The sequence below is a fragment of the Pseudomonas ceruminis genome, assembly GCF_021602025.1.
Taxonomy (GTDB): domain Bacteria; phylum Pseudomonadota; class Gammaproteobacteria; order Pseudomonadales; family Pseudomonadaceae; genus Aquipseudomonas; species Aquipseudomonas ceruminis.
In genome coordinates, this window is record NZ_BQHW01000015.1 from 83091 (window position 1) to 95621 (window position 12531).

A 12531-nucleotide genomic window follows, 5' to 3' on the forward strand; every position below is an offset into this window, starting at 1 on the left:
GCATGTTAAGACCGCAATTCAGCACTAGACGACGGCTTACGGCAAGCGATAGCCTTGGTCATCTCAGTAAATCCGCAAAGAAAACACCCCACCCTTTCGCGCGCAACCACTGAAATCACTATGTGGGATGCCCCCAAAGAGGCTCATTAAAATACACCGCTCCCGTGAGCTTTGCGAAACAACGCTTTTCATTATCAAGCAGATATTACCCGTTACTTGCCCCCTTTATTATGCCTGCACACACTAAGGCATCCAAAATAGAAAATATATGGCAACGGTGCCGGCATCTAACATGCGAGCACCGTGCCCCTGCGAAGAGACAGGTTACTGATCTGCCCCCTTCGCACCAAAACTGTCGAACAAGTTTGCTTTCTCCTTATTGAGCCGATCCTTTAAGTCAATAAAGTAACCGAGTTTAGGAGGGAATGATTCATCATGACGACGCACTGCTCCGACGAAATCAATATAGTAACCTTCTAGATCAACAGGATATTCAGCAGTACTACCTGGTGCAAAATTACCGCCACTAAGAACGGCGTGTGCTGCAAATGCGTTACGACCAATTTCCACTAACGCTGTACAATCTGGATATTGACTCAATATATTTTTATTACTCGAAGAAAAAATCTCCGACAGGCCACGCTGACAAATTGTAAAGGTACTAAGAAAAACCTCGGAAGCCTCTCCAATCCGCCCTTCCCCGTACAAAAGGAAAGCGTACAGAAGCATTGCCGATGTAGTATTCCAATATACAATGCGAGCTCTTACGCTCTCATCGCGCATTTCATAAATATCTTTGGCAATTTCTTGAGCACTGCTGCGTAGCTGATAGAACTCAGCCAGAGGAACTATATTCGCACCCGAAGAAATCCACCAGCGCAATGCCACCGGATCCAAGGGAGCACGTGGTTTTCGCGAAATTAAATCGGCACGAATACGAACAATTTCAAGGCCGACTTGCGCACGACTTGCAGGATCTTCAGCGACACGAAAGGCCAGGACGGATAGGACCCCCAAATAAAACTTACTACTTTTATCCATCGACAACAGAAGAGAGCGCAAATAATGATAAAAAACTGTTTTATCTGAAATCCTGGTACGAAAACTGAACACCATCTCATTAAGATAATCGATATCATGTGAGCGCTGAATATCAAAATCCAAGGGAGGCGCGACGGCTATTATCTGTCCACTAGCACCCTTCACCAAAGCACTGTCAGTAACAAGCGAGAATCCCCCTGGTACTAAAAAAACACTATCTTCAGAGGTAATAAGCTTCGCCTCCTCCCAGTTGCCTCCTCCATCAAAACTAACTGTCGTCGCCTGCCCCATCGCAACTCTTAAAGTGACTTCATAAGCGGTATATTCAAATTTTATGGTTGACATTAATTCACCTACGGACGTCGAAACTCAGAAACTTATAAATGGGGACTGCGCGACTTTGATAGCAGCGAACATAACTAGCGACGATGAGCAGTATTAATTTCCTTCCTGTCCGCCTCAATTACAACGCCCCGACCGAGAGCTCGATAGATCTGCAGCAGTTCCGCGGCTTGACTTGCAGAGGTTCTTCGCACTTCGGAATTGGACACTGACTTATGCTTCACAACAGAACCACTAATATGTTGCAGAGCAGCCATCAACATCTTCTGGTTCGGCTCAATAACGTACCCGTTCTCATTTTGAACGATATCTTCACCTATACCGCCCATGTTACTAGCGACTACCCAGCACCCGCTGGCGACCGCTTCACGCGTGACAAGACCGAAGCTTTCTGGCCACATCGAGGGCGCAAACAGAACATCAATTTTTCGGTAAAGATCTATGATGCCCTTTTGGCTCACACGACCTATAAAGGTGACTGGCACCGCGCCCCAAAGGGCTTGATGTTGGTATCCCTCTTCCTTGGAATGGTCAACAACCAAGAGTTCAACGTTCTCAGGTTGGCTCTGAAGCACTGCTTCCTTGAGCAAGTAATAGCCCTTATGCTCAGACATTCCTCCAATATGGCCACAGACAACCCGATTAGTGTAAGAGGTGTCTTTTGGCGTCCATGGAATGTCACTGGACACGCCATTGGCAACAACTTCTATCTGAGGAATACCGTTTTGGCGATAGATTTCTGCAAACGCGTTCGACACGGTCAATACCCTCGAAGCGCCATGCAGTAACTCTTTTAGATCACGACGACGCTCAATGGAATCAGCCAGCGTCATATTGGTTGGCATCTCTATAAGCTGGTAAGGATCAGGATGCCCCTCAGGATAAACATTCGAGTTGTGATCGACCAAAAACTGGAAGTCAGAGATCCACCAGGCATCGTGGATCGTGACCATGTAAGGAATTTTTGCATCTCGTGCAGCCTCCACTATCGAGGCTGTCAGCCGCTGGACGCAGTGGAAGTGAATCAAATCCGGTTTTTCTAGCTCCAGGAACTCTTGGAACAGCCTGTACATCTCAGGGTCTTTAGGATGCCAGTCCATATGTTCGCGCCACAGGGTCGTTGATCTGTAAACCCGGCAGCCTTCATGGCTATAAACCGACATCTGGTGAGAAGGCCTGCATTCTACGTCGGCAGTAAACACACAGACATCGAGCTCATCGGCGTAAGTTTTTCTGAATTCGGAGAAGTTATCGGCCACGACGCGAGTTGCACCACCGATTGCCTGCGGAGGGAAAAATACGTTGACCAACGCAATTTTTTTCTTTGGTTTGGCTTTCCGAACGCTGTTTACGCAATTATCGAGCGTAGCTGCCAAGGCATTGCCCAGCGCCTCAAGGCTGTAATCGTATTTGACCCGCTTTTGAGCGGCCTGACCTACCTGATGTCGAAGGACTTGGCTTCCGACAAGGCTTTTCAATGCCGAGTACCATTCTCCCTCAGTAGTGGCCAAGAAACCATCTTCGCCATCCTTGACGACATCCCGATAATTCGCTGTGCTGCTTAGAACCGATGGAATACCAAAGCAGCCTGCTTCAAACCATTTCAGTTCGCTTTTACAGGCATTGACTTTGTCGTCGTGCAGTACAGCGATGTTAATATCCGCTTGCTCAAGCAGCGACCAATAACCTTGGACGCTTTCCATTGCCGGCAACTGGGTAAACTGCTTGGCATATTGTGTAGCAAACGAAATCGGCAAACGCAGATAGCCAACCACGATCAGACGCGCCTGGGGGACCTCACTGAGCACTCGCTCAATCGCAGGCAACGCCTGCTCGATAAAGTCAGTGTTGTGTGCTTGAGTACCACTGCCATAGAAGATATCAATAGTCTTCTTGTGCGATTTGTCGTTGGTGCGAATGCGGTTCAAGCTGTCCAGGCCGTTGCGATGCAGCCAGCATTTATTATCTCTGACCAGCTTGGCCAGCTCCAAACGGAGCGGCTCCGTAGACGCTATACCTTGGCGGCAAAGTCGCGCAGCAGCATTGAATAAAGCCATGCCACGTGTGAGTTCACGGTGTGTCGCCAGCGAAACATAGCCACCATAGCTGTCGATTGACGGTGGATACTCGGGCACAAATAGCAGATCATCGATTTCGTACAGGCTTAGCTTGCCCGTCGCGTTTACTTGTGCGATCGCCTTGATAACCTGCACTACTGCCGGCACTCGGTAGAAAATAACCACGTCGTTAAGTGCCAATGCATTTTGGTGCTTGTCCAGCTCAGTCCAGTTGATAGCAGTCACCTGCTTACCAACTGCCTCTAGCTGCTCTATTTTCTGCTCAATTCGATAGCGCACGCACTGCGCTACATGAAAATCACCTACGATTAAAATACGGTCAGTATTCACATCGCCCAAAGGCGGCAGTGCTGGCAAATCACCCGCAGCGCTTTTCGACAGGTCGCCGTAAACGGGAAGAAAGGCTCGATACAACTGAGTCCCGTAAGCGTATGCGTCACTAATCAAGCGCTCGCGTTCCAGCATATCCACTCGGGTCATGAGATTCGCGTGCAATTCACGCCACTTCTGGTCGGCGAGACGCTCGAGCTCGTCTTGCTGGGGTCGGTGGTTCGGGTTAATGGCGATGCCTTCAGCAAGTACCTCAATCGCTTCATCTATCCGATTCAGCTTGGCCAGACAGTGCGCACGATTGAAGGCTGTCCAAACTGGCGGATTCGGTAATTGAGCGGCTGCATTGAAGTACTGCAACGCAATACTGAAGTGGCCATCCTCCATGTAGCTACCACCCAGCCGGCTAAATACCTCTGCGCTAGGAGCGATGCTCAAGGCTGCTTCGAGCAGAATTCGGCCTTGTTGAGCCTTGTGAGCGGACAGGTAATGCATGCCGAGTTTTGATAATACAGCCTGAGTTTTCTGGGGAGTCTCAGCGAGATCAACTGGAATAACATCCTCTCCCAGGAATATTCCCATGACACGTTGTGGGGCAAGTTCCAGGCCACGCTTGGCACTTCGGTCAATGACAGCAGAAAGACTGAACCCACTTGGTATTAGCTCTTCGGGAAGCCCGTGCTTTTTTGCCCACTCATTGACTGTCGGAACTCGCCCCTCAGCATGCCCGTAGCGCTGGAAGTGCATCTCAGCAATCGCTTGAGTATCAACCCCGCCAGCTTTAAGGTCAGGATAAAAGGTCAGATAGAAATCCAACTCTACCTTCGGAATATCTGACTTTTCCACGTCTGCGCTTTCGGCAGCGTTGAGAACTGCTTCAGCAATAAGCTCCGCATCACCACTTTCGTGCGAAGCTGATGCATAACGGCCTTCTTGATAACCGAACGTATGCCAATGTTGTTCCAGCGCCTCATTCGTCAGCGAAGATAGGTCTGGGTATCGGTTCCGATAGTATGCCAGGTCCAGAGCAAATCGCCCAGAGCCACCCTTTTTCTGAGCGGCGGTCACTGCAGTGCCCTGAATATTTGCGCCCGGCTGCTTATCTACGCTCGGCAAGCTTTCCTTAACAGACATTTCTCACTTTCCTATGGATATTCAAGAGCGCCAGATAGCTGAAACATAAAGCGTGACGTCTAACCTGCCTGGCCCCGAGTTTATTATATTGTTTCGGGGGATTGATCAACATTAATGCAGGAATTGTCATCACTCTACTTCCTATTTCAGGAATGCTGACAAATAAAAATGACAAATTTTCAACACACAGGCCCACCCCACTACCCCCTATGCGCGCGCATCTTTGCCATGTCCGTTGGGCCGTACCGTCCCGAAGCAGTGATGGCATAGGGCTATCAAGAGTTGTGAGCACCTTGGTACATCTCCGTGAATTTCACTTCTCATACACACGTTTGTTACAGGCGCCGAACGACTTCCTGTAGTGTTTTGACGACATGAGGGCTGCCTCCGTCGTTCCAAGGCCACATCCCTCGTCGCTCCAAGGCCACATCCCTGGTCAACGAGGCTAACCCGCACGACCAGAAGCGGAACCCAGCTGTGTATTTTTCGACATCAGGGTGGTCTAATTCAGCCTAACGCTAGCTGCTCGCCTCGCGTTGCGGGGCAAAGTTTCTCAGCGTCATCTGTCTACGACAACACCTTTTCTTCAATTAGAGCCAAATTATGATTTTAGTAACAGGCGGAGCCGGGTTCATCGGCTCAAATTTCGTTCTGCAATGGTGTGCACATAACAAGGAGCCCGTCCTCAACCTCGACACCCTGACCTATGCAGGTAACCTGGCCAATCTGCAATCGCTGGAAGGCAATCCTCAGCATCGCTTCGTACACGGCAATATTTGTGATGCAGCATTGCTGGCCAAGCTGTTTGCCGAACATCGCCCGCGCGCCGTGGTTCACTTCGCTGCCGAATCCCATGTCGACCGCTCAATCACCGGCCCAGAAGCCTTTGTCGAGACTAACGTGATGGGCACCTTTCGTTTGCTGGAAGCTGCCCGGACGCATTGGAATAGCCTGGAGGGTGCAGAGAGGGAGGCATTCCGCTTCCTCCACGTCTCCACCGACGAAGTCTACGGCACACTGGCGCCAAACGACCCAGCCTTCATCGAGACCACCCCGTACGCGCCGAACAGCCCGTACTCTGCCAGTAAGGCAGCCAGCGACCACCTGGTACGTTCGTATTTCCATACCTATGGCATGCCGGTACTCACCACCAACTGCTCCAATAACTACGGGCCGTTCCACTTTCCGGAAAAACTTATCCCGCTGATGATCGTCAATGCCCTTGCAGGCAAGGCGCTGCCTATCTATGGTGACGGCCAGCAGATCCGCGATTGGCTATATGTCGAAGATCACTGCTCCGGGATTCGCCGCGTGCTGGAAGCCGGCACCTTCGGCGAGACGTACAATATCGGCGGGTGGAATGAGAAAGCCAACATTGATATTGTCCGTACTCTCTGCGGCCTCCTCGACGAACTGGCCCCTGCGGCGTCGCGCCAGGTGATCAACCAGAAGACCGGTAAGCCTGTCGAACAGTATGCGGAGCTCATCACCTACGTCACGGACCGTCCGGGCCATGACCGCCGTTATGCTATCGATGCACGCAAGATCGAGCGTGAGCTCGACTGGAAACCTGCCGAAACCTTCGATACCGGCATTCGCAAGACAGTCGCTTGGTACCTAGCCAATCAGGAATGGGTAAAAGGTGTTATGGACGGCAGCTACCGTGATTGGGTGGCACAGCAATACGGGGCGAATAGAGCGTGAAAATCCTGCTGCTGGGCAAGAACGGACAAGTAGGCTGGGAACTACAACGAGCCTTGGCGCCGCTCGGTGAAGTCATCGCGCTGGATCGTCAAGGTGCCGAAGGTTTGTGTGGCGATTTGTCCAATCTGGATTGCCTGGCCACCACGGTTCGTCAGCTATCCCCGGACGTGATCGTCAATGCTGCTGCCTATACCGCAGTGGATAAAGCCGAAAGCGATTACGCGCTCGCTGCACTAATCAACGCCGAGGCCCCGGCCGTTCTGGCACGTGAAGCAGCAGCACTGGGTGCGTGGCTGATTCATTACTCCACCGATTACGTATACGACGGCAGCGGCAATCATCGCCGACAAGAAACCGCAGACACCGGCCCACTCTCAGTCTATGGCCGTACAAAACTGGATGGCGAGTTAGCTATTCAAGCCAGCGGCGCCATGGCCGTGGTGCTACGCACCAGCTGGGTGTATGCTGCTCGCGGGCATAACTTCGCCAAGACCATGTTGCGCCTGGCCACGGAACGGGAAGCATTAAGCGTGGTGGCAGACCAATTTGGTGCGCCAACGGGCGCTGACCTGATCGCCGACGTTACCGCACACATCCTAAGACAAATTCTCAACGGGCAAGACAACCGTCACCTGGCAGGAATTTATCACTTGACGGCGTCGGGAGAAACCAGCTGGCATGGTTTTGCTCAGTTCGTGCTGACGCATGCTCAACGCAATGGCGTGGCGCTGAAAGTGACCGCAGATCAGGTTGCGGCGATCAACACCGAAGCTTATCCAGCACCTGCACCACGTCCGCGCAACTCGCGTCTCGCACTGGGCAAACTGGAAAACACATTCAATTTCAAAATGCCGCTTTGGGAGCAAGGCGTGCAACGTATGCTGGACGAAATCCAGTAATTAATAGGGACTCTCATGGCTCGTAAAGGAATTATTCTGGCCGGCGGTTCGGGTACACGACTGCATCCGGCCACACTTTCGGTTTCGAAGCAGCTGCTGCCGGTATATGACAAACCGATGATCTACTACCCGCTGAGCACCCTGCTGCTCGCAGGAATCCGGGACATCCTGATCATTTCCACCCCGCAAGACACCCCGCGCTTCGAACAGCTGTTAGGCGATGGCAGCCAGTGGGGTCTGAACCTGTCCTACGCAGTGCAACCGAGCCCTGATGGCTTGGCGCAGGCTTTCACCATAGGCGCGACCTTTATCGGTAATGACCCATCTGCGCTGGTTCTCGGTGACAATATTTTTTACGGCCATGATTTCCAAGCACTTTTATTGAACGCAGACAAGCGCGAGTCCGGTGCTTCGGTGTTCGCCTATCACGTTCATGACCCTGAACGTTATGGCGTAGCAGAGTTTGACGAAAATGGGCGCGTATTGTCGCTGGAAGAAAAACCGACAGTTCCAAAGTCGAGCTATGCGGTCACGGGTCTGTACTTCTATGACAATCAGGTAGTCAAGCTGGCGCGTGAGCTGACGCCTTCTGCACGTGGCGAGCTGGAAATCACTGACCTCAACAATCTTTATCTCCGCCAGCACCAGTTGCAGGTCGAGATCATGGGGCGTGGCTATGCGTGGCTCGACACCGGCACTCACGACAGCTTGCTCGAAGCCAGCCAATACATCGCCACCATGGAGCGCCGACAGGGACTGAAAGTCGCCTGTCCGGAAGAGATCTGCTACCGAGCTGGCTGGATCAACGCCGAACAACTCGAGCGCCTCGCTCAGCCGTTGCTTAAAAACGGTTATGGCCAGTACCTGAAAAACCTGCTCAAAGAGAAGGTCTTCTAATGCACGCGATTTCTTTGGCTATCCCTGAAGTTTTCCTGTTCACCCCAAAGGTGTTCGGCGATGACCGTGGCTTCTTCTACGAAAGCTTCAACGCCAATATCTTCAACGAAGTGACCGGTCTGCAGCCCAATTTTGTACAGGACAACCACTCCCGCTCTGTAAAAGGCGTGCTACGCGGCCTGCACTATCAACTGCCGCCCCATGCCCAGGGCAAACTGGTACGCGTGGTGCAGGGCGAGGTCTTCGATGTGGCAGTGGATATTCGTCGCTCGTCCCCTACCTTCGGGAAATGGGTAGGGGCACATCTGTCCGCTGAAAATCAGAATCAGCTGTGGGTCCCGCCAGGCTTTGCACACGGTTTCGTGACGCTGAGCGAGACTGCAGAATTTCTGTACAAGACAACCGACTTCTACTCAGCCAAGAGTGAACGGTGCATCGCCTGGAATGATCCGCAGATCGCCATCGAATGGCCGTTTGAAGGCGAACCGGTGTTGTCCGCAAAAGATCAACTGGGCGTGGCGCTGAACCACGCGGATCTGTTCGACTGACAGCGATTGCGTAGGCTCCAGCCCTGCGTACTGTGCATTTTCACTTCTCGCAACGCAGCGACAGCATCTCACTTGTTCGTAGGCGATCCACGACCCCACTTCGCAGTAAGTGGGGATCACGGATCGCCTACAGTCATTTTTCATGATTTTCGTCGGGCTGGATTTCACAAACACGGTTTTTTACCTAGGCTGGTAATGATCGTGTTTTGGCAGCTTGAACTCCTCCCCCATTGGCTGGAGCTTCGACCTTTTCTGCGCCAGAGCGCTTGAAGCGGCGCCCTAATCAGCCTACAACTCGTGTTTGTTTAATTACCTGTACCACTGCGAAAATCCCTGCAGTCTCGCCTTTGTCGCGAGTGGATGAAAACAACATTCATCACAGGCAGAATCAACATGGACATGGCACTACGCGAGGCACTGACCGAGAACCAGATCTATCTCGGCATACCGTTGAACGACCTGCAGCTTTTTGACAAATATGCAGCCTACGATGCGGTACCTACACCGGGTTTTTATACGGACTTCTCGGGCGTAAAAACCAGGCTATCGTTCTTCGGTATCGACAGCCATCCGGCCGAACAGCAGGTGGGCAGAATCCCCTTCCCTGATGATGCGTTGCACGCTGAAACCATCGAATACCTGGCCGCCATCATCGCACTGGAACACGCCAAGGAAAGCTTTACCGCCGTGGAGCTTGGCGCAGGCTACGGCCCTTGGCTGGTGTTCGGCGCCAAGGCAGCTCAGCGTATAGGCATCAAGCGCATCAACCTGTTAGCCGTGGAAGCGGACCTGCAGCGTCATGAGTTGTTCTATACCAACCTTGCCGATAATGGCCTGCCGCGGCCCGCCAGCCAAGTGCAAGCGGCGGCCGGCACCAACGGTAACATACGGGTGCGCTGCATACACGGGGCCATATCGGACGCCCGTGGCAAAGTATCGTTTGGCTCACAAAGCTTGCTGGACTGGGGTGCGGCGCCGATTACCAACGGTGGTACCGAAGACTACCGCGGCATCACTGTGCAAGCTAAAGAGATTGAGGCATACCCGATCGAAGCGGTGATCGCTGAACTGCCCGAGGTTGACTTCATGCATATGGATATACAAGGGTTCGAGCTCAGGTCTATCCGTTCTTCACTCGACGCGTTACAACGTAAGGTACGGGTACTGTTGGTGGCGACACACAGTCGGGCGCTGGAAGGCGGCATCATCGACTTGCTGCATGACAATGGCTGGAGACTTCTTTATGAGAAACCCTGCAAGTTCAACCCCGGAACTGATACAAACCTTACCGCACTCACCTACCTGGATGGCACGCAGGTATGGCTAAACACGCGCTTTGGTAGCCCTGCCCTTACAGTGGCAGAGGCGCACAAGGTCGATTGCCACCACAAGCAGGCACTCGAGGCGGTTTACAACTCTACCAGCTGGCGAATTACCGGACCTATACGGTGGCTGAAGAAACACCTTGGAGGATCATGATCGTTTAGCGCTAGGAGCGTAATGGTACGGCGGCTGACAAGGTCCTAGGGTACTGCCTTAAACCCTGGCTGGCACTATTGCGCTGCGACCGGGCTGTACCGCCGGGTCGCTGCCCAGTGGCTAGCGCGCAGCCATGACTGAGGAGTGCAGCGAGCGACTTTCAGGCTACAGCTGCGTTAAGGCTGCGCTGTCGTGGTTCAACGCAGCTGCAGCGCCATACCGTTTTCCAACCTTACGCAGGCCATACAAGGGTCGGTCATTCAGTGATGCTACATCTACCCTGCTACGACTTTGCCGGTGCCCTGCTGTGTAAGCCCATTGAGAAGTGGCCGCTGAAGGGTTCAGGGCCACCTCCTCTACCTCAGTGAGCCACTTCCTGCCACTGCTTGCTAACAAGATCAAGTTTACAAACATCCTTGATCTCATGCTTTTTCAAATACTCAGCCACGCGCTGATCATAGGTGCCATCATTTGGATCCGCCAGATTCCAGTCAGGCGGGTTAAACGATGCGAAGCCGTTGATAGTTGGCATTTTCAACAACTCAGCGATCAACATTGCGCTGACATTGTGCGCATAAATTTTGTCGATCTGCGATTCCTGCTTAGGCCAGCCGCCCACATAAAATACCTGGCAGCCCTCCGGGGCCTGAGTAAGCCCGGAAACCTTGGCCAGTTCGGCTTGGCGGTCCAGCGCGATATAAGACCGGTTCATTTCCTCGCCAACCAACAGCACCCCCAGTATCAACACGATACTCATGGGCAACCGCGGCAGCAGCTTCGAAAGGTATACGGTGACGACTAATACGATAGGGAATGCCAAAAAAATCTGGTAGGCCCCTATCACGTTCAGAGCCTTCGCACCCGGGAACAGGTGATAGACAAAGAACCAGAGGCTGACCTTGCCAATTTTGATAACACAGAGCCAGGTAATCACCGACGCCAAGTAAATTGCCCACATCAGTTGACCGGATGGGGAGCGCGACCTGTTCTGATAAATTGCCCAGCCTGCGAAGCAGAACAAGACGAAGATGATCGGCGCGATGCCTGTGTTGTAGTACTCGCCAGACCATGTGTAGCTCGGCGCTACGATCTTAAGTAGCTTGGCGTACAACTCGCCGAACAGGATGTTCGTTTCGCCGACCTGGAGGATCCCCGGCACGGTGACGGCATAAACCTGGGAAGAGCCATACGATCGCACCCCCGATTCAGCAGCTTTGGGCAAGTACACACTCAACAACGGGAGCATGGAGACGACCGCTACAATACCCACTGCAACCACGACCCATTTGTGGCGTTTAACTGCGTGCCAGAACCGAAGCCGTTGCTCCTTGGTCGCCACGTACAAGAGCGCCAGGCCCAGTGCCACGGTGAAGAAAATGTAGAACCAGGTGATGTAGAAGCAGGTCAGTGCCCAGCTACCAAGTGCGATCCCGGCAGCACTACCCCAGGTAAAGAAACGCTTAGGTTCATTACCGACGAGCGACAAGTAAGCCTGGTGCAGCAAGGTAGCTACGAATGGCGCGAACGCTAAGGTTGCCAATTGTACCCGCGTGCCGTGAACCGTAAGGTTATTAGCGATGATGAACAGCCCGGCGGCAAAAACAGCCCACCCGAAACGGATGTTGAACACCCGGCGGAGCATCCAGAAGAAACTCAGGAACCCGATGGCACGCACCACCACGTTCGAAAGTTCAGACGATACGAAGGGATCAGTGTTGAAAAGGCGAATGACCGAATAGATGATCCCAATCAGAAAGTAGCCATCTGTCTGGGCAAGCGTGTTCTGGTACGGGTAGAAGTAATAGAGCTGCGACCAATGCGAGTCGCCCGAGAATACATTGATCCAATGTTCCAGGATCGCCACCACGATTGCTGCATCGTAGCTGTCGCCGTAGAGGGTGGTGAAACCATTATTTATCTGCACCCTAAACTGAATGTACAGGAAAAAGCACATCGCCACGAACAGGACCGCCCCTTTCGCCACGAGGTGCGCGGGGTGCCTGGATTGCTGACCTATCGCTTCCATCACATGCCTATTTGCCATAAAAACTGAAGAGAGGCTTTCCGGCCACTTCAAGT

Annotated in this window: 8 protein-coding genes; 5 read left to right on the top strand and 3 right to left on the bottom strand. The window is 52.7% G+C overall.

The features are described from left to right. Positions 1-324: 324 nt before the first annotated feature. Entirely contained in the window at positions 325-1386 is a 1062-nt protein-coding gene (locus tag L6D80_RS17805; RefSeq protein ID WP_176512771.1) for a hypothetical protein, read from the bottom strand. 74 nt (positions 1387-1460) lie between these two features. Continuing rightward, positions 1461-4925: a glycosyltransferase gene (locus L6D80_RS17810; protein ID WP_176512772.1), complete on the bottom strand. Its 3465-nt coding sequence runs from the start codon at positions 4923-4925 to the stop codon at positions 1461-1463. Between the two features lie 603 nt (positions 4926-5528). Here L6D80_RS17810 and rfbB point away from each other — a divergent pair. The 5 genes from rfbB (at position 5529) to L6D80_RS17835 (ending at position 10452) form a co-directional block, all read left to right on the top strand. Beyond that, positions 5529-6629, top strand: coding sequence for a dTDP-glucose 4,6-dehydratase (gene rfbB / locus L6D80_RS17815; RefSeq protein WP_176512773.1), 1101 nt, complete (start codon positions 5529-5531; stop codon positions 6627-6629). Continuing rightward, positions 6626-7528, top strand: coding sequence for a dTDP-4-dehydrorhamnose reductase (gene rfbD, locus L6D80_RS17820; protein ID WP_176512774.1), 903 nt, complete (start codon positions 6626-6628; stop codon positions 7526-7528). Before rfbB ends, rfbD begins: the two co-directional genes overlap by 4 nt. 15 nt (positions 7529-7543) lie before the next feature. Continuing rightward, entirely contained in the window at positions 7544-8425 is an 882-nt protein-coding gene (rfbA, locus tag L6D80_RS17825; protein WP_176512775.1) for a glucose-1-phosphate thymidylyltransferase RfbA, read from the top strand. Next, complete coding sequence (rfbC, locus tag L6D80_RS17830; protein WP_176512776.1) at positions 8425-8973, top strand: dTDP-4-dehydrorhamnose 3,5-epimerase; 549 nt, start codon at positions 8425-8427, stop codon at positions 8971-8973. The genes rfbA and rfbC overlap by 1 nt, the downstream gene beginning before the upstream one ends. Before the next feature lie 393 nt (positions 8974-9366). Then, the gene (locus tag L6D80_RS17835; RefSeq protein WP_176512777.1) at positions 9367-10452 is read left to right on the top strand and encodes an FkbM family methyltransferase; all 1086 of its coding nucleotides are present in this window, start codon (positions 9367-9369) and stop codon (positions 10450-10452) included. Between the two features lie 361 nt (positions 10453-10813). On the opposite strand, the gene L6D80_RS17840 is transcribed toward L6D80_RS17835, so the two are convergent. Continuing rightward, a complete protein-coding gene (locus L6D80_RS17840; protein ID WP_176512778.1) occupies positions 10814-12529 on the bottom strand; it encodes a hypothetical protein in 1716 nt (571 codons plus the stop codon). Positions 12530-12531 lie beyond the last annotated feature (2 nt).

Excerpts from the sequence above, each read along its gene's own strand:
- L6D80_RS17810 (WP_176512772.1), bottom strand. The coding sequence starts at position 4,925 with ATGTCTGTTAAGGAAAGCTTGCCGAGCGTAGATAAGCAGCCGGGCGCA.
- rfbC (WP_176512776.1), top strand. The coding sequence starts at position 8,425 with ATGCACGCGATTTCTTTGGCTATCCCTGAAGTTTTCCTGTTCACCCCA.
- L6D80_RS17805 (WP_176512771.1), bottom strand. The coding sequence starts at position 1,386 with ATGTCAACCATAAAATTTGAATATACCGCTTATGAAGTCACTTTAAGA.
- L6D80_RS17835 (WP_176512777.1), top strand. The coding sequence starts at position 9,367 with ATGGACATGGCACTACGCGAGGCACTGACCGAGAACCAGATCTATCTC.
- rfbA (WP_176512775.1), top strand. The coding sequence starts at position 7,544 with ATGGCTCGTAAAGGAATTATTCTGGCCGGCGGTTCGGGTACACGACTG.
- rfbB (WP_176512773.1), top strand. The coding sequence starts at position 5,529 with ATGATTTTAGTAACAGGCGGAGCCGGGTTCATCGGCTCAAATTTCGTT.